Origin of the sequence: Pseudomonas sp. BNK-30 (genome assembly GCF_047456185.1) — a bacterium.
Taxonomy (GTDB): Bacteria; Pseudomonadota; Gammaproteobacteria; order Pseudomonadales; family Pseudomonadaceae; genus Aquipseudomonas; species Aquipseudomonas putida_E.
The window spans coordinates 2,790,508-2,815,557 of record NZ_CP179904.1 but is presented as its reverse complement, the minus strand read 5'-3'; the positions used below and the strand labels follow the sequence as shown (position 1 = coordinate 2,815,557).

The following is a 25,050-nucleotide window of genomic DNA, read 5'->3' as shown; positions in this document are numbered from 1 at the left end:
AAATTGTCGCAGAAGGTAAGGCGGCGAACATGACTTTAACGAGTGACCCTGGTTAGACAAAGGGCTAACATGGGCCTGTGTTCCACCGCCAAGCCGTTGTTTTTCCATGCCCAACCAGTCCATCAAGACCCCTTGCGTCGGCCTTTGCTCCACGGTGTATGGAGACACGGTGTGCCGTGGCTGCAAGCGTTTCCATCACGAAGTCATCCACTGGAACGCTTACGACGACGATCACAAGCGTGCCGTTTTGCTGCGCCTGGAACAGTTGCTGGTGCAGGTGATGATGGCCAAGCTGGAAGTGTTCGATACGAACCTGCTGCGTCAGCAGCTGCAGCAGCGCTCCATCCGCTTTGTCGAGCAGCAGTCTGAGTATTGTTGGGCGTATCAGCTGATTGCACGCGGTGCCCGCCTGATTCGCGACCTGGAAGCGTACGGGATGGCGTTGCTGCCCGAGTTTCGGGACTGGGAGCTGCCGCAGTTGCGCGATGCCATCGACCGCGAATTCTTTTTATTGTCCGAGGCGCATTACCAGCGCTATATCGCGCCGGGGTTCCTGCGTACCGAACTGAGGTAAGCCTTCTTCCTGCCCCCTGCCTTGAAAAGGCGCCACTGTGCGTTTTTTATCGAGCGTAGGGAGTATGGATGATGGCGGAGCTTTGTTTTGAGCCGCTGCTGAGTTTTACCGCGACATGCCGCTGGCAATTGCTGGATGCACCGTTGCGGGCCGCCCAGATTGACGATGATGAAATCACCCGGCCGTTCTGGGTCGAATTCGATGACTGGAACGGTGACGATGGTTGGCTGATGACCAGCCTGGACTACGGCGAGGAAATGTTGCAATCGCTCCTGATTGACTCGCTATGGGGGCGCGAGGCTCGTAAGCGTGCGTTTTGTGACGCTTTCTGGTTTGGTGTCTATCGACTTGCAACAGGCTTCGTTTACGAGATCCGCCCGGCATATGAGGGCAATAACGTCGACCGTTGGCCTTCACTGGAATACTGGCTCGACGTCAGTCGGAACGGTTATCTGGGCTTTTACCCGGCGCGTTCGGATGCCGGTGTGTGCAAGGACGACCCCGCCAGTCTGGCGTTGCGAGACCCCTTCGGGACATCCGTGGTGCTACCCGCCGACCCGCCTGTCGATCTGGAGACGGCACTGTACAAGCTGACCGCCGGGCGGCGAACGCCACTGTGGCACATCCCTGGCCTGGATCCACAGGAGTTGCAAGAAGGGCAAGTGCTGTTGAACCTGAAGCTGTATAGCGCAGACGGTCGGCAAGTGAGGCGACGGGTGGAGCGGGTTGCATACCTCAACAACCGTCGAGGCGAGCGTGGCCAGTTCAGCCTGCAGGTGTCTAACCCTTGTGTGCCGCCTCACCCTCGTCCGCTCGTTGCCAAGGCTTGACCCCGTGCTCGTGTAGCGCAGCGCCAGTCAATCGCCGCTGTATTCGCAGCCGCTGGTGCAGGTTTCATGAATACGCACCTTGGACAGCTCCGGCAGCAGCGGCTTGACCTGCTCCCAGATCCACTTGGCGATGACCTCGCTGGTGGGGTTTTCCAGGCCTGGAATATCGTTGAGGTAGTTGTGATCCAACTGCTCGTAGATCGGCTTGAAGATCGCCTTGATCTCGGAAAAGTCGCGGATCCAGCCGGTATGCGGGTCAAGCGGGCCGGTCAGATGCAGGCCGACCTTGAACGAGTGGCCATGCAGGCGGCCGCATTTGTGCCCGGCCGGGACGTTAGGCAGGCGGTGGGCCGATTCGAAGGTAAATTCCTTAAAGATTTCCACGGTCAGAACTCTGTGTGTATCGAAGATGCGCGCAGTCTACCAGCATGGTCGCTACAAGGCTTGCAGGCGTTCGTGCAGCCGCCCGGTGGCGATCAGCTCCAGCAGTTCGTCACCCAGCCGCTGGCTTTCGGCAATGGCCTGGTACCAGTAGCGTTTGCGGCTGGGTGCATCGCCCATGAAACGCTTGAAGTCGTTGCGGTCGGGCAGCTTGCCGAAGGGCAGTGCGGCCAGGTACTGCGGTGACGGCGTCACCAACAGCACATTGCGCAGGCGCGTGGCATCGCCCTTGCGCCATGGCAGCGCCTTGTCGAACCAGCCAGGCACGACCTTGTCGGTGAAATGCGGGTAAAGCACCAGGTCGTCGCCGCGGTATGGCAGGTCGAGGTGATAGTCGAGCAAACCGCCGTCGCGGTAGGTGCCCGCACCCGCACCGGGGATGTCGCGCACGCCTTCCATGACCATCGGGATCGAGCCGGACGCGAGCAGGGCGTGGCGCAGGTTGCCCTGGCCCAGTGGCAGGTAGCGTGAGGGAAAGTCTGTGAGTTGATCCAGCGGCGGGGCGGCACGCTCATCGTGCAGGATGACCCGTTCGAAATGCCGGCCCAGGCGTGAGCGCCCCAGCAGATTGCTGGCGATCACCGAGCCCAGCCCCATCCCCAACCGGCCGCGGTGGTCGTGGGCAAGATGGCCGTGGCTCTTCACCACCAGGATGTTCAGGCGGTAGTGCGGGTTTGCCAGGATCTGCCCATCGCGCCCTTGCAGCAGGTCGTCGAGCATTTGCTGGCAGCTGCGGCTGATCTGGGCTGCGGTCACACCTTTGGCGAAGTCCTGTTCGGTATACAGTTCACCGAGGCGGCGGATGCCAGCGATCGGGTCATCGAGGCAGGCGCTGGCGAAGCGCCAGGAGCCGATCGATGCACCGATCAATGCCCGTTGGCGGGGCGCCGATGGCAGCCACTCGCCGAACAGCGCCAGGTCCAGCCCCTGAATCCCCAGTGGTTTGGGCCCGCCAGCGGCACCCGGTACCACACCGACATCCGCTGCCTGCAGCCCGCGTTCACGGATCTGCTGCAGGGCACGTTTGCCGGCCTTGAAGGTCAGAGCCGGGTACTTGATATGGATGGCGCTCATGGGCGGCCTCGCAATTCACAGGTGGGCCATTATAGGGAATCGCATGGTGGATGCGCTGCGCTATCATGGCGCCAGCTGTTTTCAGGTTGAGTTAAGGACCGGTGGATAATCTTAACTCCGTAGACAAATTGCACACCTCGATGGAGAGAACCTGATGAAAACCCTGACTGCCTTGTTCACTGCCGCTGCGCTTGCTTTCGGTGCCAACGTCGCCCTGGCCAAGGACGTCCAGCCTGACGAAGTGGTCAAGCTGGTGAATGCCAAGACCATCAAGTCGCTGGATGAGCTCAAGGCCACTGCCGTTGCCAAGCACCCGGGCGCCACCGTCACCGATTCGGAGCTGGAAAACGAATACGGTCGCTACATCTACAAGGTCGAGATGCGTGACACCCAGAACGTCGAATGGGACGTTGACCTGGACGCCAAGACCGGTGAAGTGCTGAAGGACGAACAGGACCGCTGATGATCCACTTGACCCGGTGGGCGCGCTACCTGGCGCTCTCGCTGCTGGCCGTCTGCTCCTTGGCCGTTGCTCGCGACCTGGATCAGGATGAGGCCCTGCAGTTGCGCCAGAAAGGCGTGATTCTGCCGCTCGAGCAATTGCTCGAGACCGCCCTGGGGCGCCACCCCGGGGCGCGGTTGCTGGAGGCGGAGCTGGAAGAAGACGATGATCGCTACGAATACGAAGTCGAGCTGCTGACCACCGAAGGCGTGGTGCGCGAGATCAAACTCGATGCCAGCACCGGTGCCCTGCTCAAAGACGAGGAAGACGACTGAATGCGCCTGTTGCTTGTCGAGGACAACGTTCCCCTGGCTGACGAGTTGATTGCCGGCCTGCAGCGCCAGGGCTACGCCGTGGACTGGCTGGCCGACGGCCGGGACGCGGTATACCAGGGCCAGAGCGAACCCTACGACTTGATCATTCTGGACCTCGGCCTGCCGGGGTTGCCGGGGCTGGACGTGCTGGCGCAGTGGCGTGCAGCAGGTCTGGCCACGCCGGTGCTGATTCTGACCGCACGGGGGTCATGGGCCGAGCGCATCGAGGGGTTGAAGGCTGGCGCCGACGACTACATGAGCAAGCCCTTCCACCCTGAAGAGCTGCAGTTGCGCATTCAGGCGCTGCTGCGCCGGGCGAAGGGCCTTGCCAACCAGCCCCGTCTTGAAGCCGCCGGGTTGCACCTGGACGAAAGCCGCCAGTGCGTGAGCCGCGAGGGGGTGGACATCCAGCTGACCGCTGCGGAGTTCCGCCTGTTGCGTTACTTCATGCTGCACCCTCAACAGATCCTCTCCAAGAGCCACCTGGCCGAGCACTTGTACGACGGTGAAACCGAGCGTGACTCCAACGTGCTCGAAGTGCACGTCAACCATTTGCGCCGCAAGCTGGGCCGCAGTGTCATCGAGACCCGCCGCGGGCAAGGCTACATCTACGCCGGGAGCACCGGGTGAAATCGATTCAGGCACGCTTGAGCCTGGGCCTTGTAGCCGTATTGGTGGTGGTCGGGGTGGTGCTTGCGCAGCTTACCTTGTGGTTGTTCGAGGCCGGTTTGCAGCGCTATCTGGAAAACGGCCTGCGCAAGGAAAGCGAGAACCTGCTGGTGGCGCTGGTGCGCGGGCCTTCGGGGTTGCAGTTGGATGAGCGGCGCATTTCCGCCGCCTATCAACGGCCGTTTTCCGGTTACTACTTCCGCATCGATTTCGACAAGGGCACCTGGCGCTCGCGCTCTTTATGGGACCTGGACATGCCGAAACCGGCCGCGCCCGGTCTCTCCGATAGCCACGAGCTGGGCCCGGAAGGCCAGCAGTTGCTTGCGCTGCGTGCCGATTACCGGCGGCTGGGCCAGGACATTTCGATCAGCGTCGCCCAGGATTACTCGCCTGTGCGCGAGGGGTTCCGGCGCCTGCAGCAGATCGGCCTGGGGATGGGCCTGGTGGCGCTGATCCTGGTGCTGGTGCTGCAGCGCATCACCGTCACCCGTTCGTTGCGCCCGCTGGAGCGGGCGCGTCAGCAGATTGCTCAGTTGCAGCAAGGCCAGCGCTCGCAGCTCGATGCCCAAGTGCCCAGCGAACTGGCACCGCTGGTAGGTCAGATCAATCATCTGCTCAGCCATACCGAAGACAGCCTGCGCCGTTCGCGCAACGCGTTGGGCAACCTGGGTCATGCATTGAAGACGCCATTGGCGGTGCTGCTGAGCCTGGCGTCCAGCGAGCGCCTGAATGGCTTGCCCGAAGTGCGTGCGCAACTGCGCGAGCAACTGGAGCAGATCCAGCAGCGCCTGGCACGCGAACTGAACCGGGCGCGCCTGGCCGGGGATGCGCTGCCTGGCGCTCAATTCGACTGCGATACCGAGCTTCCGGGGTTGCTCGCCACCTTGGGAATGATCCATGGCGAAGGCTTGCTGCTCGAGCGCGATGTACCGCCAGGGTTACTGCTGCCTTGGGACCGGGAGGACTTCCTGGAGCTGCTTGGCAACCTGTTGGATAACGCCTGCAAATGGGCTGACAGCGAAGTGCGCCTGGGCATAGCCCCGACCACCGAAGGCTATCAGGTGTGGGTCGACGATGACGGTCCGGGCATACCTGAAAGCCAGCGCCTGCAGGTGCTGGAGCGCGGTTCGCGGCTGGATGAGCAAGTGGATGGGCATGGCCTGGGGCTGGGGATCGTGCGGGATATCGTCGATGCCTGGGGTGGGTCTTTGGCCTTGCTCCAGAGCCCTTTGGGCGGGTTGCGGGTGAGTATCGATTTACCGCGCAAGGTGCGCTGACCCTCTCTGGCCCTGTCGCCGGCAGCAGCACTGCAAAAAAACTGCAGTACAGCCGCATTTTTTTGAATTGGCCCAAGCCCGACACTGGGCGGCACAATCCCCTGACGAAACCCTGCGGTTTCCATCTCTCCACGGACGGAGCCCCTAGGGCCCAGGCCAGTTCGGCTGGGCTTTCTTTTGATCAGAACCACAAACACGATTACTTGAATGACTGCCTTGCGTTCCGAAAGTCGCCTGCAGCGGCTGTTGCCGTCGCCCCTGAATATTCCTCCAAAACAATGGCTGCGTGCCGGCATCGGCGCGCTGCTCGGTTTGTTCCTCGCCGGCTGGTTGACCGGTATGGCCTACGGGCCTGGTATCGCCTTGCACCTGCTGGGCCCTCTTGCGGCTTCGGCAGTGCTGGTGTTCGCCGTGCATTCCGGGCCGTTGGCCCAGCCCTGGCCAGTGCTGGGCAGCTATGCGCTGGCGGGCGCAGTGGGCCTTGCCATGCGCGAGGGGTTCGGCCCCCACCTGTGGGTTGCGGCGGCTGCCTTGGGCATCTCGCTTTTGCTGATGTGCCTGTTGCGCTGCCTGCACCCGCCGGGTGGCGGTGTTGCGGTGAGCGCGGTGCTGGCCGATTCAGGGCTGACGGCGCTGGGCGACCACCTGCTGGAGCCCGTGTTGCTCAACGCGCTGATTCTGGTGACGGTGGCAGTGGTCTACAACCGTTTGACCGGCGTGCATTACCCCAAGGGCGCTGCGCCACGCAAGGACCAGCACCACACCCACGACCCGTTGCCCAGCGAACGGGTCGGGGTCAGTGGTGCGGACCTGGATCAGGCGTTGGAAGAGTTGGGTGAGTTCGTCGACGTCACCCGCGATGAACTGGAGCGCATCATCCTGGCCACCGAGCAGCATGCCCTGCAGCGCAGCCTCGGCGGGATCACCGCAGCTTCGGTGATGTCCCGCGATGTGCAGTTCGCCGCCCCCGACACCACCCTGGAACAGGCCTGGAAGATGCTCGCCAGTCATCACCTGAAAACCCTGCCGGTGCTGCAAGAGGGCAAGCTGGTGGGTATCGTCAGCCTTAGCGATCTGCTCGGTCCGGCCATGCAACGTGGCCGGTTCAGTTGGCGGGGGCTTTTCGCGGGCAAGGCCGTGCGTATGGAGCAGGTGATGAGCCGGCAGGTCATCAGTGTCAGCAGCCAGCACCCATTGCAACGCCTGCTGCCCCTGCTGTGCGAGCAAGGGCTGCACTGCCTGCCGGTGATCGATGGCGACCAGTTGGTCGGTGTGATCACCCAGACCGACCTGATCGCCGGCCTCAAGCGCCAGCTGCTCAGTGGCGCTGGCAGCGTTTCAGATCAGCGGGTCCCAGCGTTGTGACCAATCGCTGGCGCCGGAGGCCACCAGCCGGCGCAGCACCGCGAAGGCCTGTTGCAGGGCCTCGCTGTCGCGTTTGCGCGGGTAGACAAGGAAGGTCGGGTAGGTGAACTCCGGGGCTTGCGGTACCCGCTCGAATACCCCGCTGTCCAGATACGCCTGCACCACGCGGGTACGGAAATAGCCGCTGCCGCCTTTGTCGAGAATGAACTGCAGGGCCAGCGGCCCGAGGTTGAAGCTCAGCGCCGGTCGCGCGCAGTCGGGCAGGGCGGCGTCGTGCTGGCGGCGGAAGGCCTCGCCCCAGTCGATGTAGATGTACGGGTCGGGTTGCTCGACCCGGCGTATGCGGATCAGCTTCTCTTCCATCAACTGCTCTACCTGCAGGCCCGGGCCGTAGGTGGGCTGATAGACCAGTGCGGCGTCCAGCAGGCCCATCTCTACCTTGCGCAGCAAGGACTCACCGTCGCTGACCTCGCTGCGGATGGCGTGGCTGGGTAATGCGCAGTGCAAGGCGCTGACCCAGTCGAGCAGCATCGGGTTGCCCAGGCTCACTTCTGCCCCTACGTGCAGCACTTGCTGGCAGCCCTCGGGCAGCGGCAGGTCACGGCGCGCCGCCTCCCACGTCTGCACCAGCTGGTTGGCATAGCTGACGAAGGCTTCGCCATCACTGGTCAGGCTGGCGCCGTTGCGGCTACGCACGAACAGCTGGCAGCCCAGTTGCTGCTCGAGGCGCTGCACGCGTGCGGTGATGGCGGTCTGTGACACGAACAGGCGCTCGGCGGCGGCGACGAGGCTGCCGCACCGTACGACTTCCAGAAACGTTCGGGCCTGCTCGATATCCATGGGCTGCTCTGTGGCGGGAAGGGTTGCCTATTCTAGAGGCTTTGCACCGTTATGGGGCGCTTTCGCCAGCGCTGCAAATCTGCATATGCGTTGTGACTTTAGTCCCATGGCGGCCGGTGCGTGGCGGTCCATACTCAAGGCTCGCCCTTCAATAACAACAAGTACCGGGTTGCCATCAACATGACCTACCAGCACAGCTACGCCCATTCCATTGCCGACCCTGCTGCCTTCTGGGCCGAACAGGCCGAACATCTGGCCTGGTACCGCAAACCCACCCTGACGCTGCAGGAAAACCCGGACGGCACCCATCGCTGGTTCGCCGACGGCCGCCTGAACAGCTGCTACCTGGCCCTCGATCGGCAAATCGAGCTGGGCCGTGGCGAGCAGATGGCGTTGATCTACGACTCCCCCGTGACCGGTGTGCAGCAGGCGTTCACCTACAACCAGCTGCGTGACGAGGTGGCGCGCCTGGCCGGGTTGCTACGCCAGCTGGGGGTGGGCAAAGGCGATGGGGTGATCATCTACATGCCGATGGTGCCGCAGGCGGCCATGGCCATGCTCGCCTGCGCGCGTATCGGTGCGGTGCACTCGGTGGTGTTCGGTGGCTTTGCAGCCAACGAGCTGGCCCTGCGTATCGATGATGCGCGGCCAACGCTGCTGCTGACGGCGTCCTGCGGCCTGGAATTCGACCGGGTGATCGAGTACAAGCCGCTGGTCGACCGCGCGCTGCAACTGGCTCACCATCAGCCGCGCCACGTGCTGGTGCTGCAGCGGCCCCAGGCCAGCGCCCGGTTGCAGCCAAACCGCGACCTTGACTGGCAGCAAGCGCTGGTAAATGCCGAGCCGGTGCCTGCGGTCGAGCTGGAGTCGGCAGACCCGCTTTACATCATGTACACCTCCGGTACCACGGGCAAACCCAAGGGCATCGTCCGTGAGAACGGTGGCAACGCGGTCGCCCTCTGTTATGCCATGCGCCACATCTACGGCATGCAGGCCGGTGATGTGTGGTGGGGTATTTCCGATGTGGGCTGGGTGGTCGGCCATTCGCTGATCGTCTATGGGCCACTGATGAGCGGCTGCACCACGGTGTTCTACGAAGGCAAGCCGATCCGCACCCCGGATGCGTCGGCCTATTGGCGCGTGGTCGAGCAGTATGGGGTCAATGCCTTGTTCTGTGCACCGACCGCCATGCGGGCGATCCGCAAGGAGGACCCGGATGGCGAGCTGATCCGCCGGCATGACTTGAGTACGCTGCGCCAGTTGTTCCTGGCCGGGGAAAAGCTCGATTCCAGTACCCACCAATGGCTGGAACGGGTTACCGGCAAGCCGGTGCACGACCATTGGTGGCAGACCGAGACCGGCTGGCCAGTCACCGCGCCATGCGTGGGGCTGGAGGGCAGCGCGGCGCGTCCGGGTTCGAGCAACCGCGCGGTGCCGGGTTATCACGTGCGTGTGCTGGATGACGATGGGCACTTGCTGGGCCCGAACCATCAGGGCGCCATCGTCATCGCTCTGCCGCTGCCGCCCGGTTGCAGCCAGACCTTGTGGGGCGATCATGAGCGCTACCTGCAGGCTTATCTGCAGACTTACCCGGGTTACTACCACACCGGTGATGGTGGCTACCTGGATGACGATGGCTTCGTCTACATCATGGGTCGAACCGATGATGTGATCAACGTCTCCGGCCATCGCCTTTCCACCGGCGAGATGGAGGACCTGGTGGCGTGCCACCCTGCGGTGGCCGAATGCGCGGTAATCGGTGTGCATGACGAGATCAAGGGCCAGGTGCCCTTGGCGCTGGTAGTGCTCAAGGACGGGGAGGGCATTACCGAGGCGCAACTGTTGGTGGACTTGGTGGGCAGGGTGCGTGAAGCGATCGGCGCGTTGGCCTGCTTCAACCGGGTGCGCTTGGTGAAACGGCTGCCCAAGACCCGCTCGGGCAAGATCCTGCGGGCGGTGCTGCGCAAAATTGCCGATGGCCAGGCGTATGTGCCGCCCTCGACACTGGATGATCCGGCGGTGCTCAGAGAGATCGAAGCGGTGCTGGCGGATCTGCCCAGGGCAGGCTGACCGGTTGGCCTGGCTAGCGCGTGAATGCGAGGGTTCAGCCGATGAAGTCCTCCGGCCCCACCTGATGCAACTGCCCCAGCCGGCTGCGGGTGCGCATCAGGTCGGCAATGGTGCCGCCAAGGCTCTCTTCCAGCCGCCGCTGCCCGATCACCGTCACCTGGCAGTCCTGATCGTACAGCACATCCACCAGGTTGACGAAGCGCTGCTGCGCTGCCAATGAGCACTCCGAGAGGTCATCCAGCCCGTCGATGATCCAGGCATCATATTGCTGGGCAAGCTGCAGATAATCGATCACTGCTGTGGGCTGCTCGCACAGGTCGTCAAAGGCGAACATCACCAGCCTGCCGTGACTGGCGAGCGCGCGAAGGTTGCGTTTGTTCACCTCAAGCGTGAGCGGGTGCGCGGGCGGCACCTTCAGCGCAAGGCGCTGGGCCGCATCGCCCGGCCATACATAGTGGCCCTGGGTAAAGCGCTGGTGTTCGCGGTTGGCCGGCAGGCTGCGAAAGTCTGTGTCGCCGCCCACTTCAAGGACCTCCATGCGGCCATGGATCAGGCGGATCACCGGCAGGAATCGCTCGTGATACAGCGGGTTGGGCAGCAGGCCCTCGGGGGCGTAGTTCGAAGTCACCAGCACGAAGATGCCACGCGCGAACAAGGCATTGAACAGGCGGGTGAGCAGCATGGCATCACCGATGTCATGCACATGGAATTCGTCGAAACACAGCACCTTGCAGTCGCCCAGCAATGCGTCCAGCGTGGCGCCCAGGGCATCGTCCAGCAGCCTGTGACGGTGCATGCCCTGGTGCAGGCGGGCAAAAAAATCATGGAAGTGCAGGCGTTTTTTCGCCTCGATCGGCACTGCCTGGAAGAAACCGTCCAGCAGCCAGCTCTTGCCGCGGCCAACCGACCCGTACAAGTAAAGGCTGCGTGGTTCGCCTGGCAAGCGGGCAAGCTGCTCGGCCATGGCCTGGATGACCCGGCGCTGGCCCGCGCTGAGCTGGTAGCCACGGCTGCGCGCCTTGTCTTCGAACCATGCGAGCAGATCGCTCTGGCTGGAGGTGGCGGGTCGCAGGCGTTGGCCCAGTTGGCGCAGGGGGGAGGGGATCCAGGCAGACAAAAGCTAAGTTCCTTGGGCACAGGAAGGTCAGTGCGCAGCTTGCCCCAGGTCGGCCCTTTTAACCAATAGAAAAAGTGCGGGGCTTCTATCAGTTGGCCGGATAACTCAAACCTTGCGTTCCAGTTGACGCTCGATCATGTACTTGATGGCCAGCCGACGCTCCTTGAGGTGGCGCAGGTCGTCGTCCTGAAAGTTACCTGCTGAAATCGCCTCGGCAGCCAGTACCTGGTTGTCGATGTCGACGTACTCGTCGAGCATTCGGTCAAGGGTCTTGTCCTGTTGACGGCGCTGCTGGACGATCTCGCGGGGGTAGTGCAGGTCCTGGTACAGGTCGTGGGAAACGGGCATGGCATCCTCCTTGGTCAATGCAAATGGCTTATCTGATTGGAAGGGCGCGATGCGATTGTGTTGAAGCCAAGCGGATTAAATGCGACGGATGGTCGTTTTGCGGCGTGTGAACGGCCCGCAAAACACTAACCTGCTGTTTTAAAGCATTTTTTTTGCGCAAGGGGCTTCCCAGGTGCAAAGAATGTTGTTAAAGTGCCGCGCATTCCAAGACAACAACCCAGTTGTCACTCAGTTGGAATGGTCAGAGCAGCTAACGCTGCATCCGATACAGGGGCGTCGCCAAGCGGTAAGGCAGCAGGTTTTGATCCTGCCATGCGTTGGTTCGAATCCAGCCGCCCCTGCCATTTTCTCGTTAAACATCCATTCCTGATTCAGTGCAGATGATATCGGCGCTGGGTTTTTTCGTTTCTGGCGTTTGCGCAGGCCCATCGTCGACTGACGACAATGGGCCCTGTCAGCTACAGCGCGATTACCTGTTCACCCGCAGCAGTTCATCCAGCACGCGGGCCAGTTCCTCAGCCTGCACCGGCTTCTGCATCACCAGGCTGTCCGGCAAATCCAGCCCTTCCAGCTCGGCATACCCGGTCAGAAACACCACCGGCAAGCGCGGATGCCGTTCACGTGCGGCCAAAGCCAGTTGGGCACCGTTGAATTCGGGCATGGCAAAGTCGGTCAGCAACAAGTCGATCTCGTCGTCCAGCTGGGCCAATGCCTGTTCGCCGCTGTGTGCCTGGCGTACCTGATAGCCGTACTGGCGCAACACATCGCCGAGCATGTCGCGCACCAGGTGGTCGTCATCCACCAGCAGCACCGTGCGGTCGCGGCCACTGTCGCTGATGGACTGCGACGCAGCCGGGATCACCGGGTCCGCCGCCAGCTCATGCTTCACTGCGGGCAGGTAAACGGCAACCTGGGTGCCATGCCCAGGCGCGGTGTCGATGCGCACACCGCCACCAGACTGCTTGGCAAAGCCGAACACCTGGGCCAGCCCCAGGCCCGAGCCTTTGCCGATGTCCTTGGTGGTGAAGAAGGGTTCGAACACCTTGGCCACCACCTCTTCGCTCATGCCGCAGCCGGTGTCGCGGATGCTCAGCATCACGTACTCGCCCGGCTCCGGGTCTTCCGGCCGCTGCGGGCGGGCCTTGATCCGGGTATTGCGTGTGGCCAGCGTCAACTGGCCACCGTCGGGCATGGCGTCGCGGGCGTTGATCGCCAGGTTGAGAATGATCATTTCGGTCTGGGTCGGGTCGGTCAGCGCTTGCCACAGGCTGTGGTCCAGGTCCAGGCGCACAGAAATGCTCCCGCCCAAGGTGCGGCGCAGCAATTCCTCCAGGCCGCCCAAGGTGCGGTTGAGGTTCAGCGGTACCGGTTCCAGGCGCTGGCGGCGGGAGAAGGCGAGCAGCTGTGAGGTCAGCTTGGCGCCGCGTTCACCCGCCTCGCGGATATGCGTCAGGCGTTTGCGCGCTTTTTCCAGGTCACCTTTGTCCAGGTCGCGCTCAAGGAAGCTTGAGCCGGTAAGGATGACTGTCAGCAGATTATTGAAGTCGTGTGCAACACCCGCCGTGAGCTGGCCGACCGCCTCCAGCCGTTGCATCTGCTGCAACGCTGCCTCTATGCGCTCGCGCTCGGTGATCTGTTCGCGCAGGCGGTCGTTGGCGTCGGCCAGGCCCATGGCTGCTTCGCGCTCGCTGGTGATGTCGCGGGCTACCACATAGAGCAGCGTGTCTTCCGGTACCACCACCCATGACAGCCAGCGCAACTGGCCGCCTGCATGCTGGATACGGCCGACGAAGCGCGCGCTGGTGCGGCCATGGGCGAGGGCGGCGAGTTCGGTCAGCAGCGCTTCTTGGTCCGGTTCGGGCAGCAACTGCAATAACGAGGTCTGGCTCAGGCGTTCGCGCGAGAAACCCAGGCTGGCCTCCCAGGCAGGGTTCAGTGCGACCGGTGTGAGGTCTTTGTTGAGCACCGCGAGCAAGTCCTGGGAAAGCTCCCAGGCCCGGTCACGCTCGCGGGTACGGCGCTCGACCCGCTCGCCGAGCATTTCGTTGAGCTGTTTGAGCGCCTGGGTCGCCAGGCGCTGGGCGTGGATGTCCTGCAATACGCCCGAAAAGCGTGTGCAGCGGCCATCGACAAACTGGCTCTGACCGCTGCTGAGCAGCCAGCGCGGTTCCAGGCCGTTGGGTTGGGCAATGCGAAATTCGGCCCGGTAAAGCCCGTCGCTGTCCGGGCGCATGGCGTATTCCACCGTTTCGCGCACCCGTTGCACGTCTTCTGGATAGATGCCGGCATAGAAAACGTCAAGGCTCATCTCGGTGTCTACCGGCAGACCGAACAGCGTCTTGCAGCGGTCGTCCCAGATCAGCAGCCCTTCTTCCGGGCGAAAGTCCCAGGTACCCATGCCGGCTGCATCGATGGCAATCCGGGCGCGTGCCTCAAGGTCCGCAAGGGCTTCTTCGGCACGGCGCCGACGCTGACGTTCCTGCACTTCGGTAAGCGCCCTGCGCACTGCCTTGGGCAGCAACGACAGGTTTTTCTTCAGTACATAGTCGGTGGCACCCAGGCGGATCATTTCCACCGCGTGCTCCTCACCGTATATGCCCGACAGGAAGATGAACGGCGTATCCGGCGCCAGGCGCTGGGCGATGGCCAGCACGTCGGTACCGGACGAGCCGGGCAGCACGCAGTCGCAAAGGATCAGGTCATAGCTGGCTTCGTGCAGGGCATGCTCGGCGGCAACATGATCGAATACCAGCTGCGACTGCAGCTGCAGTCCGCTGCGCTCCAGGCTCAGCAAGGTCAGCTCGGCATCCAGCGAGCTGTCTTCGACCATCAGTAATTTGAGCGGCGTTGGCAGCATGTTCGCGGCGGGCCTCAGTTGCTGCCACGCCGGTTAAGGCGTAGCGAGCCAGGTGGTGGTTCGTTGAGCACGGCCCAGAACACGCCGAGGTCGGAAATCGCCGCGACGAACTCCTTGAACTCCACGGGCTTGACCACGTAGGCGTTGACCCCCAGTTCATAAGCCCGCAGCAAGTCGGGCTCTTCCCGCGACGAGGTCAGCATCACCGTCGGGATGCTGCGCAGCTCGGGGGTGGCACGCACCTCCCTTAGCACTTCCAGGCCATCGACCTTGGGCAGTTTCAGGTCCAGTAGCAACACGGCGGGGTTGCCGTCGTCGCGCGCGGCATAGGCGTTACGCCGTAGCAGATAGTCGAGGGCATCAGCGCCGTCGCGCAGAACGATGACCTCGTTGGCCAACTGGCTACGCTCCAGGGCCAGGAGCGTCAGCTCCAGGTCCCGGGGGTTGTCTTCTACCAGCAGGATAGGTTTGAGCATGATTGAACCGGTGCCTCAGTTTGTTTCTGGATGACGTGGAAGAGTGAAATGGAAGCTGGCGCCCTGGTCGACCTGGCCTTGGGCCCAGACTCGTCCATCATGACGTTCGATGATCCGCCGCACGCTGGCCAGGCCGATCCCGGTGCCCTCGAAGTCCTCCATGCGGTGCAGCCGCTGGAACACCCCGAAGAGTTTGTTGGCATAGGCCATGTCGAAGCCCACGCCATTATCGCGAATATAGACTTCGATTTCCTCCGCGTGCTGGTGTGCGCCGATTTCGATGCGCGCAGGTTCGCGGCCACGGGTGTACTTGATAGCGTTGGCGATCAGATTATGCAGCGCCAGGTTGATGAACGCCGGGTCACCGATCACCTTGGGCAGCGGTGCGACGTCCCAGACGATCTCGCGCCCTTCATAATCGGGCGCCAGTTCCTGGCGGATGGCTTCTACAAGCGCATTGAGGTCAACATCCGACAGGCGTAGGGCCGAGCGGCCCATCTGCGAGAAGTTGAGCAGGTTATCCACCAGGCTGCCGGCGAACTGCGCAGCTTCCTCGATGTGCTTGAGAAAGCGCCGGCCGCGTTCACTCAGGCCCTGGCCTTCGATCTCGCCTAGCAGTTCGGTGTAACCGGCGATATGCCGCAACGGTGCGCGCAGGTCGTGGGACACGCTGTAGCTGAAGGCTTCGAGCTCCTTGTTCGAACGGCGCAGCTCGTTGGCCAGTTGCGCCAGCTCTTCGGCCTTGCGCAGGACAATGCCGAGCACGGCGGTGCGCAGTTCGACCACGCCTTCGATCGTCAGCGGGTCCCACGGCTCGCAGTAACCGCCCAGCTGTTCCTGCCAGTGTTCGAAGCTGTGCCGCGGGTTTAACGCCCCCTGCGGGCCTATCTGTTTGTCGGGCCGCCCGGCCCAGTTGACTATGCGTACCTGTTCGGGCCGGAACCACAGCAGGTAGTGCGAGTGGATCTGGGAAATGGCCACTGCCAGCACGCCACCGGCATGCTCGGCCAGCTCGGGCAGTTCGTCGATGTCGCGGCGCACATTGTCACTGTGGAACACCGTCTCATCATCACGCTGGGCCAGCCAGTGCACCAGCGCAGTGACCTGTGCTGCCGGCGGCGTCTGGCCAATCAGGTCGCAGCGCTCGGCGGAAATGACCGCCGCGCCGCTCGCCCCGGCGAAGGCCAGCAGCACCTCGGGCAGGGCGCGCAGGCCCTCGCTGACACTGTCATGGTCGGCCATCGAGGAGATCATGCGTACGATGTGCTGGCGCAGGTCGAGCAGCTTCCGGGTATTGGCGTGGGCCTCACGCGACTCGATCTGCAGCGACAGCACACTGGCCAGCAGCTCGCAGGCTGTGCGGGTGCGCAGGTCGACCGGTCGAGGTTGCTCGTGGTGGCACGACACCAGCCCCCACAGTTGCCCATCGACCACGATCGACAGTGACATCGACGCCAGGGTGCCCATGTTGCGCATGTACTGCAGGTGCACCGGCGATACGCTGCGCAACGCGGCGAAGCTCATGTCCAGCGGTTTGCCGGTGCGCGGGTTGGCCGCCGGCACCAGCGGTGAGGCCTGGTAGTCGGCATCTTCGATCACGCGAATGCGGTTGACCCGATAGAGCTCGCGGGCCTGGCGGGGAATGTCCGACGCGGGGAAGCACAAACCCAAGTAGCGTGGATAGCCGGCATCAGCCACTTCAGCGAGCACCTGGCCATTGCCCTCTTTATCGAAGCTGTAGGCCTTTACCCGGCCAAAACCGGTGATTCGCTTTATCTGCAATACAGTCTGCTGCAGCAACGCTTCCAGGGTTGCGGCGTTGTTCAGGCTACTGACGAAACCCCGCACCAGGGGGTAATAATCGCCTTGGTCGACCGGGCCGACAGGCTGACGAACGGGCTCGAACTCAGCGATCAGTACCTGATCATGGCGATGGGTCAGCAGGCGCAGCCGGTCGTTGCAGGGTGCCCCATTGCGCAGGAGCACATCGCCGATGTGGAAGGGGAATACATCGTCGCCGGGCAGGCGCTCAAGATGGGAACGCAGATCGAAACTGTCGCTGACCACGTCGGCGAAGGTGCATCCCACCAGCTCAAGGGCGGGCACACCGAGCCAGCGTTCGACATTGTCGCTGGCCTGGAGGATACGCAGGTCCTGTTCATCCAGCACCAGCAGAAAACCATGTGGCTGGATGCTGCCGGGTACCTGGATCGGCTCCTGGGCGCAGCGTTCCACGGCTTCGGCGAGTGCGATGTCGGTGGTCGTCAATGGATACGCTCCTGTCATGTTCGTCCATGCATGGCGCGCATGCGTCTGATGCGGGCTCGGTGGCTGCTGCGCACCGTAACAGAATGCGCACTGCTTTGCCGGCCTATGGCCATTGGAGGTACTGGAGGCGCTTGGGTTCGATGCCAGCCGAAAATTTCTTTGCTGTGACCGGCTAACGGTCTAACCCTTTGTTGTTACTACCAAAGAATGGCGTGGAGTGGGCACAGGCAGGCCACCGGCTGCTACGCTCAGACTCAGGACGGAAAAACTAGGGACGTGTCAGTGAAGGGACGCTTTGTGGCCGTACTGTGGGGCCTGTTGTTGAGTGGCAGTGCCATGGCAGCGGACTTCCTCGTGGAGGTGCGGGTGCAGGTGCAACGGGGCTGCATGCTGGTCAACCAGCAGCGTGAGGCGGGGGCGCAGGCCCTTGGCCGGATCGACCTGGGCGTTGCCGCACGCCTGGACGGGCCTGATATGCCCTTGAGCGGGGTGCTGCTAAACCAGCGCCCACCGCGACTGGAATGCAACCCCGACACGCCCTACCAGGTACGTGTCGACGGTGGCCAGCACGGTGGTGCCGGTGAACTGCGCTTCTTGGCCAGTAGCGACGCCAGGGCCCGGCCGATTCCCTATCGCCTGTACCGCGACGCGGCCTGGCGCGAGCCTGTGGTCGTGGGCCAGCCCCACGCCGCACGTGTGCCGGACAGCGGTACGGTCGAACTGCCACTGTACGCCCGGATCGACAAACTGGCCTGGGTGCCGCACGCCGGTGTGTACGCCGACCTGCTCAAAGTCACGGTCACCTGGTAGCGGGCCACTATGCACAAGGACGTCACGCCATGAACCGTACATCCATCCTGTTGCTCAGCCTGGGCCCGTTGCTGTTGCCCAGTGGTGCAGCACATGGCACGACCACCGGCTTTATCCAGGCGCGTCTGGTGATCAGCGCAGCGTGCCAGATCAGCAGTGGCGACCAGCCCCCGGCCACACTCGGCAACCCGGGGCTGATGGACTTCGGCGAGCGTGGTCCGAACTGGGACCAGCCGCTGCGCAGCCGGGTTGACGAGGCAGGCGGCGAGGGCAGCTTGCAGATCAGCTGCACGCCCCAGGTCAGGGCCTTCAATGTGCGCATCGACGGCGGCCTCAATGGCAGCGATGGCGTACGGCGGCTCAGCAATGGCCGTGAAATGATCCCCTATCAACTGGCGCTCGACCCAGGCGGTAACAGCCGTTATGGCATCGGCCAGGCGCGTGCCTTCACGATCAGCAGCACCGAACAGATTCCGATTCCCATCTTCGGCGTAGTGGTAGCGCAACCGCGTGCGCTGCCGGCCGGGCTGTACCGCGACACGCTTAGAGTGACTCTGGACTGGTAATTCACGCAAGGAGACCCCGATGCGAACGAACCTCACCCACTGGATGCTCGCTGGCCTTGGCCTGGCGATGGCATGCCACGCCCAGGCCGCTACGGTGACCGGGACCATCAGCTCCACCCTGACATTGACGTCGGCGTGCCAGGTCAATGGCACCACAGGCACCTCGGGGTTGAACTTCGGTACCCTCAGCTTCGGCACCCAAGAGGCGCTGTTCACCACCGCCAACGGTGAGGTGCTCGGTGGCGGCGGCGGTGCGATGAGCATCCTCTGCTCCGCAGGTACGGTGCCAGCCATTCGCGTGCGAGCGGGGGCCAACGACGGTGCATCGGATGGCGGCACCCGGGCGCTGGCAGACGGCAACGGCAACTTCGTGCCTTACGACTTCTATACCGACACCGGGCGCACCCAACTGTTGGACATCGACGGCACCATCACGCTGCCGACCAGCACCGGGGTTGCTCAGACCGTCAACCTCTACGGTCAGGCACGCGGCAAGGCGGGGCTGCCGGCAGGGGTATACACCGATACGGTGGCCGTCGAGCTGTCGTTCTGAGCCGCGGCCATGCGCTATTGGCTGGGTGGCTGCCTTGCAGGCCTGGGTGCGCTGCTGGCGACGCCACTGAATGCCGCAACCAGCAGCACCTTCCAGGTCACGGCGACGATCACCGCAGGCTGCCTGGTGGTGGGCGGCGTCACCCAGTATGGCGTGCTCGACTACGGGACGCAGTCGGCCTTGTCGACCGGGGTCCTCAGTACCTCATTGGGGGGCGCCACAGTGACCTTCCAGTGCACGCCCGGCGTGAGCCTGAGCATGAGCCTGGACGGTGGCCAGAACGTGGTGACCGGCACGCGCTTCCTCAAACGCAGCGGCGGCACGCAGCTGCTGGCCTACCAACTGTACCAGGACGCGGCCTACAGCCAGAGCATCGCAGTGGGCCAGAGCGTGACGCTGAACAACAGCGACCCGACGACGATCAAGCTGTCGGTGTATGGCCGCACGCAGCTCACCGGCCTTGTGCCGGCCGGGACTTACACCGACGTCGTGCAAGTGACGGTGACCTGGTGAAACACCGGGGCCCCTGACAATAAAATAAATCAAGGAGAGCGGTATGCGGGCAAGCGCGAAGTGGGCGCGGGGTTTGATCGGGTCATTGCTGCTGGCGAGCTTGCCGGCGGGGGCTGCCACCTCGGTGCTGATCTGGCCGATAGACCCGGTGCTGGAGGCTGACCAGAAGGCCGGCGCGCTGTGGCTGGAGAACCGTGGCAGCGCTCCGGCGAGCCTACAGGTGCGGGTTTTCGCCTGGCGTCAGGGCGACATGCAGGAGCAGTTCCAGGCCCAGCGGGAGATCATCGGCAGCCCGCCGGTAGCCACCATCGCCCCCGGCCAGAAACAACTGATCCGCCTGACCCGCACTGGCAGCTCACCGGCCGGCCAGGAGCAGGCTTACCGCATCATCATCGACGAAATTCCCTCGCCACTGCCCTCGGACAACGCCAGTCAGGGCGCTACCGCAGCCATCCGCCTGCAGATGCGCTACTCGGTACCGTTGTTCGTCTATGGCGAAGGCTTGTGGGGCAAGCCGGACCCGGAGGGCAAGCGCAGCGCCAGCGGCGTAGGCAAGCCGCAACTGAGCTGGCGGCCGGTGACGGTGCAGGGCAAACCCTATGTAGAACTGCGCAACACCGGCCCGGTGCATGCCCGGCTGACCGATGTGGTGGTGCAGCAGGGCGGCCAGGCAAGGCCACTGGCCGAGGGGCTGCTTGGGTATGTATTGCCCGGGGCCAGCATGCGCTGGCCGGCACCGGTTGCACCGAACAGCAGTGGCGTACTCAAGGGCAGGGTGAACGGTCAGGAGGTGGCCGAAGCGATCCGCCAAGGGCAATGAAACCACTATTGAATGAATGTCAGGGGCCAGGGAGGACCCGGCGATGGTCGGAATGCGTGTGTGAAATGGCTGTCGCAGGCGATGCGCCGCTGGTGCCTGGGGCTCGCGGTAATCGGCCCCGGCCTGGTGGTGGCCGACGAGCTGCCGCCGCCGCCCACCGAGGCCGCCGCCATTGCCGACGCCACACTGTATCTGGACCTGCTGGTGAACCAGGTGCCCAGGGCTGAGCTGGTGCCGGTGCAGCAGCGCGCCGGCGGGCTGTTCCTCGACAGCCAGGTGCTGCGCGCTGCCGGCATCGCCCTGCCGGGCAATCCGCAAGGCGAGGTGGCCCTGGATACCGTCGCGGGCCTGCACAGCGACTACGACAGCCAGAACCAGCGCCTGCTGCTGCAAGTGCCACCGGCCTGGCTCCCGGACCAGCAAGTCGGCGACCGTAACCTGTACCCGGCCAGCGATGCGCGCAGCAGTTTCGGCGCGTTGTTCAACTACGACCTGTACCTCAACGACACCGACGAGGGTGGCACTTACCTGGCTGCGTGGAATGAGCTGCGCCTGTTCGACAGCTGGGGCACCTTTGCCAGCACCGGCCAGTGGCGGCAGTCGTTCAACGGCGCCGCGGCCGACGACAGCCGCCAGGGTTTCCTGCGCTACGACACCACCTGGCGCTTCACCGACGAGCAGCGCCTGCTGACTTACGAAGCGGGCGACTTCGTCACCGGTGCGTTGCCCTGGACCAGTTCGGTGCGGGTAGGCGGCCTGCAGTTGTCGCGTGACTTTGCCGCCCGCCCTGACCTGGTCACTTATCCGTTGCCTGCTTTCGCGGGAGAGGCGGCGGTGCCGACCTCACTGGATCTGTTCATCAACGGCTACAAGTCCAGCACCGCCGAGTTGCAGCCAGGCCCCTACACCCTGACCAACGTGCCGTTCATCAACGGTGCCGGCGAGGCCGTGGTGGTTACCACCGACGCACTTGGGCGCCAGGTTTCCACCACGTTGCCGTTCTACGTCACCAGCAGCCTGCTGCAAAAAAGTCTGTCGGATTTCTCGATGGCCGCCGGCAGCCTGCGCCGAGACTATGCAGTGCGCGACTTCAGCTACGGGCCCGGCGTCGCCTCGGCCAGCCTGCGCCATGGCGTCAGCGATTTCTTTACCCTCGAAAGCCATGTCGAAACCGCAGAGTCGTTGCTGCTTGGCGGTGTGGGCGCGAATGTGCGCCTGGGCACGTTCGGTGTACTGAACGCTGCGACGGCGCAGAGCCAGTACGATGGCGAAAAGGGCCACCAGGTCGCCCTCGGCTATCAGTACAACAGCCAGCGCCTGGGTTTCAGCTATCAGCGCTTGCAGCGTCATGGTGATTACGCCGACCTGAGCCGGGTCGACAGCCTGGACATGCAATTGAGCCAGCGCAGCGAGCAGGTCACCCTGAGCCTGAACCTCGACCGCTTCGGCAGCCTCGGCGCGGGCTACTTCGATGTGCGCGCCGGTGACGGCTCGCGCACCCGGCTGATCAACCTGAGCTGGAGCAAACCGCTTTGGGGCAATAGCAGTGTCTACCTCTCGGCCAACCGTGAGGTCGGCGACAGCCAATGGGCGGTGCAGGCGCAATGGGTGATCCCGATCGACTTCAGCGGCACCCTGGCCGTGAGCATGGAGCGCAGCAAGGAAGGCGAGGATTTGCAGCGGGTCAACTACAGCCGCGCGGTGCCGGTGGGCGGTGGTGTTGGCTACAACCTTGGCTACGCCACTGGGGGTGATCGCGATGCCTACCGCCAGGCCGACGCCACCTGGCGCTTGCAGTCGGTGCAATTGCAGGCCGGCGTGTACGGCAGCAGCGGCGAGATGACCCGCTGGGCCGACGCCAGCGGCTCGCTGGTGTGGATGGACGCCGGGGTGTTCGCCGCCAACCGTATCGACGATGCCTTTGTGGTGGTCAGCACCGGCGGCTATGCCGATGTGCCCGTGCGTTACGAAAACCAGGAGATCGGCCGCACCGACCGCAACGGCCACCTGCTGGTGCCGTACAGCAGCGGCTACTACCGCGGCAAGTACGAGATCGACCCCATGGACCTGCCACCCGATGTGCTCGCGGCGCAGGTGGAGCAGCGGGTCGCGGTACGCCGTGGCAGCGGCTACTTGCTGGAATTCCCGCTCAAGCGCGTGCTGGCGGCGAGCGTCGAGCTGGTCGATGGCAACCAGCAGCCGCTCAAGCTGGGCAGTACGGTCAGCCATCGTGAAAGTGGCAGCCAGGCGGTGGTGGGCTGGGACGGACTGGTGTATCTGGAGAACCTCTCAGCGCACAACCACCTGCAGGTTGGGCTGGAGGGAGGAGGGCAGTGCCAGGTCGAGTTCGACTTGCCGCAGGCAGAAGGCTCCATCCCGTTGATCGGCCCGTTGGTATGCCGATGAGGAGGGGGTTGCTCGGCCTGGTGATCGCAATGCTATGGCTGCCGGCGGGTTCGGTCTGGGCGCTATGCTCGTCCGTCGCGACCGCGCCAGCGGCGTTCGGCACCCTCAACTCAACGCTGGTGCGCACTGCCATCCAGAGTGCTTCCACCATCAATGCGGGTTTGCAGTGCACCGGGTCGTTGTTGTCCCTGCTAGTGAGCAGTGACCACTTCTACCTCACCATTACATCAGCTACCAGCGGGCTGGTGGGGCCGACCGGGGATGTCATCCCGTATACGATCTATGCCAATAATACGACCAGCTACCCCATCACCCGCAGCGCGCAGTTCGACTTCGCACGCAATGGCCTGATCGACGCCCTGGGCCTGCTCAATGGCAATTCCCCTAAGTCTGTGCCGCTGTATCTGAAGACTACGGTTGGCGCCAACGTGGCCGCCGGCGTCTATACCGAGACGCTGAACCTTGCCTGGGTCTGGAACTATTGCTCGGGCATTGGCCTGGGCAATCTCTGCCTGGGGCGCGACACGGGCGCGGGGAACCAGACCCTCACGGTGACCCTGACGGTAAGTAATGATTGCCAGATCACAACGCCGACCATCAGCTTTGGCAGCGCACCGGTAGTGGCGGGGTTCGGCACGGTTAACCAGAGCGTGAACCTTTCCTGCACCAAGGGCAGTAGCTACACGGTCGGGCTGGATGACGGGCAGAACGCATCTGGCGGGCGTCGGAGGATGAAGTCTGCTGCCAACGACTACCTGGCCTACGACATCTTCAAGAGCGCGGGCGCGGTACGTTGGGGAGCAGTGGGTGGCGCGCGGCGTTCCAGCAGCGATGCCAACGTCAACCCTGGGGTGGGGACTGGCACCGGTAGCCAGGTGTTCAACTACAACGCCAAGGTCTATACCGACCAGGCGACACCGCCGGCGGCGACCTATACCGACAATGTGATACTCGATGTGCAGTTTTGACCGGGTATGTCTGCGCCGGCCTCTTCGCGGGCTTGCCCCGCGAAAAGGCCGGCACTGATCAGCGCAAATCGTCAGCCATCTTCAGCAAGGTCTCCAGCACCGCCCCTGCCAATGCCTTGGACCGCTCTCCCGACCAGCCGGTCACCGGGTTGGGCGCATCGTCATGGTCCTTGAACGGCATCTCAAGGGTCAGCGACAGGCAGTCGTACGCCATGCCCACCGCATTGCACGCCAGTGTCGTATTGGCCTGCCCAGGCTCATCGCGGGTATAGCCATACTTGGTCTGGAAGTCAGGCGTAACGCTGCACAAGGTGCTGCGGAACTGCTCCTCAAGCTTGGCCAGGCGTGGCGTGTACCCCGGGTTACCCTCACACGCTGCGGTGAACACGTGCGGGATTTCTTCATCCCCATGCACATCGATGAACGCATCCACCCCGTACTGCTTCATCTGCGCCTGGGCAAAGAACACCTCCGGGCTAGCCTCGACGCTGGCGTCCTGCCAGGCCCGGTTGAGGTCCTGGCCTTTGAAGTTGGTGCGTAGGTGGCCGAGGAAGGCGCCATCCGGGTTCATGTTTGCGATCAGGTACAGGTCAGCCTTGGCCAGCAGTTGCTGGACGACGGCGTCATTGGCTTGAAGACGGTCGATCACCCCCTCCATGAACCACTCGGCCATGTGCTCGCCCGGGTGCTGCTGGGCGATCAGCCATAGCTTGCGTTTGCCTGCGGCTCCGTCGCCTGCGCGCAACAGCGGAATGTCGCGGCCCTGTACGCTGCGGCCATGGGCCAGCAGTTCGACACCGGGAATCTGCTGGGCACGCTCGATCAACTGGTTGTGGCGCGCACGCGGGTAGGGCTCGAAGTAGGCGAACCAGATCTGCTCCTGCTCGGCTTTCACTTCGAAGGCCAGTGCCTTGCCATCGAACTGGCTGGGCACACGGAACCAGGTTTGCTGGTCGTAGGAAGCCACGGCGTTGTAGCCGGCCCAGGCGTTCTTGTAGGAAGACTCGCTGGCGTTGTCCAGGCTGAAGCGATGGGCCTGACCGGGCGTGAGGCCGCTGACCTTGAAGTGGAACCACTGGAAGTGGCCGCTGTGGGTGTCCGGGCGAATGGCCAGGTGGACCTGGGCAGGGTTACTGGCATCCAGTACCTGGATGTTGCCGGAATCGAAAGCGCAGTCGATCTGCAGAGGGGACAGCGTCACGGTCATTGGCGTGGCTCCTTGGGCTTTGTTGTGGGGGTACTGTACACCCCTCGTGGGGGAGGCTGTGTACAAAAAACAGCACCCTCAATGATTTCCTATTGTTGGGAAGTTAATTGCAGGCTGATTAAGCAGTTGATAGATCGAACTGGAATGGGCGGGTCAGGACGGACTAGTACGATGTTGGGTTCAAG

General features: G+C 63.5%; 24 protein-coding genes and 1 tRNA gene. 16 read left to right on the top strand and 9 right to left on the bottom strand.

Going from position 1 to position 25,050, the window contains the following annotated elements; genetic code table 11:
• Positions 1–106: 106 nt before the first annotated feature.
• Positions 107–574 carry a DUF1289 domain-containing protein gene (locus ACMGGN_RS13150; RefSeq protein WP_046787307.1) on the top strand — a complete coding sequence of 156 codons (468 nt, stop codon included), beginning with the start codon at positions 107–109 and terminating at the stop codon, positions 572–574.
• Positions 575–642: 68 nt separating this feature from the next.
• Positions 643–1,404 (top strand): hypothetical protein, encoded by a 762-nt coding sequence (locus ACMGGN_RS13145; protein WP_161872220.1) that lies wholly within the window; start codon positions 643–645, stop codon positions 1,402–1,404.
• A gap of 27 nt (positions 1,405–1,431) precedes the next feature.
• On the opposite strand, the gene queD is transcribed toward ACMGGN_RS13145, so the two are convergent.
• Together queD and ACMGGN_RS13135 are read right to left on the bottom strand one after the other, a co-directional pair.
• Positions 1,432–1,788 (bottom strand): 6-carboxytetrahydropterin synthase QueD, encoded by a 357-nt coding sequence (gene queD / locus ACMGGN_RS13140; protein ID WP_012313684.1) that lies wholly within the window; start codon positions 1,786–1,788, stop codon positions 1,432–1,434.
• Positions 1,789–1,839: 51 nt separating this feature from the next.
• Positions 1,840–2,919, bottom strand: coding sequence for a hypothetical protein (locus ACMGGN_RS13135; protein ID WP_196997787.1), 1,080 nt, complete (start codon positions 2,917–2,919; stop codon positions 1,840–1,842).
• 154 nt (positions 2,920–3,073) lie between these two features.
• Between ACMGGN_RS13135 and ACMGGN_RS13130 the strand changes: the two genes are divergently transcribed.
• The 5 genes from ACMGGN_RS13130 (at position 3,074) to ACMGGN_RS13110 (ending at position 7,046) form a co-directional block, all read left to right on the top strand.
• Positions 3,074–3,382, top strand: a complete 309-nt coding sequence (locus tag ACMGGN_RS13130) for a PepSY domain-containing protein (RefSeq protein WP_046787304.1) — start codon at positions 3,074–3,076, stop codon at positions 3,380–3,382.
• Positions 3,382–3,696, top strand: a complete 315-nt coding sequence (locus tag ACMGGN_RS13125) for a PepSY domain-containing protein (protein ID WP_115275351.1) — start codon at positions 3,382–3,384, stop codon at positions 3,694–3,696. Before ACMGGN_RS13130 ends, ACMGGN_RS13125 begins: the two co-directional genes overlap by 1 nt.
• Positions 3,697–4,365, top strand: a complete 669-nt coding sequence (locus tag ACMGGN_RS13120) for a response regulator transcription factor (RefSeq protein WP_115275350.1) — start codon at positions 3,697–3,699, stop codon at positions 4,363–4,365.
• Positions 4,362–5,681 (top strand): sensor histidine kinase, encoded by a 1,320-nt coding sequence (locus tag ACMGGN_RS13115; RefSeq protein WP_115275349.1) that lies wholly within the window; start codon positions 4,362–4,364, stop codon positions 5,679–5,681. Before ACMGGN_RS13120 ends, ACMGGN_RS13115 begins: the two co-directional genes overlap by 4 nt.
• Positions 5,682–5,888: 207 nt before the next feature.
• Positions 5,889–7,046, top strand: a complete 1,158-nt coding sequence (locus ACMGGN_RS13110) for an HPP family protein (protein ID WP_115275348.1) — start codon at positions 5,889–5,891, stop codon at positions 7,044–7,046.
• Here ACMGGN_RS13110 and ACMGGN_RS13105 read toward each other — a convergent pair.
• Positions 7,020–7,886, bottom strand: coding sequence for a LysR family transcriptional regulator (locus ACMGGN_RS13105; protein ID WP_039602801.1), 867 nt, complete (start codon positions 7,884–7,886; stop codon positions 7,020–7,022). The genes ACMGGN_RS13110 and ACMGGN_RS13105 overlap by 27 nt on opposite strands.
• A 180-nt stretch (positions 7,887–8,066) precedes the next feature.
• Here ACMGGN_RS13105 and ACMGGN_RS13100 point away from each other — a divergent pair, with 180 nt between their 5' ends.
• On the top strand, positions 8,067–9,956 hold the full coding sequence (locus tag ACMGGN_RS13100) for a propionyl-CoA synthetase (RefSeq protein WP_414156834.1): 1,890 nt from the start codon (positions 8,067–8,069) through the stop codon (positions 9,954–9,956).
• A gap of 34 nt (positions 9,957–9,990) precedes the next feature.
• Here the strand turns inward: ACMGGN_RS13100 and zapE are convergent, their stop codons facing one another.
• Positions 9,991–11,073, bottom strand: coding sequence for a cell division protein ZapE (gene zapE / locus ACMGGN_RS13095; RefSeq protein WP_115275347.1), 1,083 nt, complete (start codon positions 11,071–11,073; stop codon positions 9,991–9,993).
• 105 nt (positions 11,074–11,178) lie between these two features.
• Positions 11,179–11,421: a hypothetical protein gene (locus tag ACMGGN_RS13090; protein WP_039602799.1), complete on the bottom strand. Its 243-nt coding sequence runs from the start codon at positions 11,419–11,421 to the stop codon at positions 11,179–11,181.
• A gap of 269 nt (positions 11,422–11,690) precedes the next feature.
• On the opposite strand from ACMGGN_RS13090, the gene ACMGGN_RS13085 reads away from it, so the two are divergent.
• A tRNA-Gln gene (locus tag ACMGGN_RS13085) sits at positions 11,691–11,765 on the top strand.
• A gap of 125 nt (positions 11,766–11,890) precedes the next feature.
• Here the strand turns inward: ACMGGN_RS13085 and ACMGGN_RS13080 are convergent.
• Genes ACMGGN_RS13080 through ACMGGN_RS13070 form a run of 3 tightly spaced genes read right to left on the bottom strand, consistent with a single transcriptional unit; the run spans position 11,891 to position 17,040 of the window.
• A complete protein-coding gene (locus tag ACMGGN_RS13080; RefSeq protein ID WP_115275346.1) occupies positions 11,891–14,278 on the bottom strand; it encodes a hybrid sensor histidine kinase/response regulator in 2,388 nt (795 codons plus the stop codon).
• A 14-nt stretch (positions 14,279–14,292) separates the two neighbouring features.
• Positions 14,293–14,754: a response regulator gene (locus ACMGGN_RS13075; RefSeq protein ID WP_046787299.1), complete on the bottom strand. Its 462-nt coding sequence runs from the start codon at positions 14,752–14,754 to the stop codon at positions 14,293–14,295.
• A 15-nt stretch (positions 14,755–14,769) separates the two neighbouring features.
• Positions 14,770–17,040, bottom strand: a complete 2,271-nt coding sequence (locus tag ACMGGN_RS13070) for an ATP-binding protein (RefSeq protein ID WP_281868553.1) — start codon at positions 17,038–17,040, stop codon at positions 14,770–14,772.
• A 318-nt stretch (positions 17,041–17,358) separates the two neighbouring features.
• Between ACMGGN_RS13070 and ACMGGN_RS13065 the strand changes: the two genes are divergently transcribed.
• The 7 genes from ACMGGN_RS13065 (at position 17,359) to ACMGGN_RS13035 (ending at position 23,658) form a co-directional block, all read left to right on the top strand.
• Positions 17,359–17,832: a spore coat U domain-containing protein gene (locus ACMGGN_RS13065; RefSeq protein WP_239539370.1), complete on the top strand. Its 474-nt coding sequence runs from the start codon at positions 17,359–17,361 to the stop codon at positions 17,830–17,832.
• Positions 17,833–17,861: 29 nt separating this feature from the next.
• Positions 17,862–18,398: a spore coat U domain-containing protein gene (locus tag ACMGGN_RS13060; protein WP_115275343.1), complete on the top strand. Its 537-nt coding sequence runs from the start codon at positions 17,862–17,864 to the stop codon at positions 18,396–18,398.
• 19 nt (positions 18,399–18,417) lie between these two features.
• Positions 18,418–18,951, top strand: a complete 534-nt coding sequence (locus ACMGGN_RS13055; protein WP_115275342.1) for a spore coat U domain-containing protein — start codon at positions 18,418–18,420, stop codon at positions 18,949–18,951.
• 9 nt (positions 18,952–18,960) lie between these two features.
• Positions 18,961–19,464, top strand: coding sequence for a spore coat U domain-containing protein (locus ACMGGN_RS13050; protein ID WP_414156031.1), 504 nt, complete (start codon positions 18,961–18,963; stop codon positions 19,462–19,464).
• Positions 19,465–19,507: 43 nt separating this feature from the next.
• Positions 19,508–20,284 carry a molecular chaperone gene (locus tag ACMGGN_RS13045; RefSeq protein WP_115275340.1) on the top strand — a complete coding sequence of 259 codons (777 nt, stop codon included), beginning with the start codon at positions 19,508–19,510 and terminating at the stop codon, positions 20,282–20,284.
• Between the two features lie 81 nt (positions 20,285–20,365).
• Complete coding sequence (locus ACMGGN_RS13040; protein ID WP_414156833.1) at positions 20,366–22,690, top strand: fimbria/pilus outer membrane usher protein; 2,325 nt, start codon at positions 20,366–20,368, stop codon at positions 22,688–22,690.
• Positions 22,687–23,658 carry a spore coat U domain-containing protein gene (locus ACMGGN_RS13035; protein ID WP_414156030.1) on the top strand — a complete coding sequence of 324 codons (972 nt, stop codon included), beginning with the start codon at positions 22,687–22,689 and terminating at the stop codon, positions 23,656–23,658. Before ACMGGN_RS13040 ends, ACMGGN_RS13035 begins: the two co-directional genes overlap by 4 nt.
• A 58-nt stretch (positions 23,659–23,716) precedes the next feature.
• Here the strand turns inward: ACMGGN_RS13035 and ACMGGN_RS13030 are convergent, their stop codons facing one another.
• Positions 23,717–24,865 (bottom strand): M14-type cytosolic carboxypeptidase, encoded by a 1,149-nt coding sequence (locus ACMGGN_RS13030; protein WP_119688621.1) that lies wholly within the window; start codon positions 24,863–24,865, stop codon positions 23,717–23,719.
• Positions 24,866–25,050: the final 185 nt, after the last annotated feature.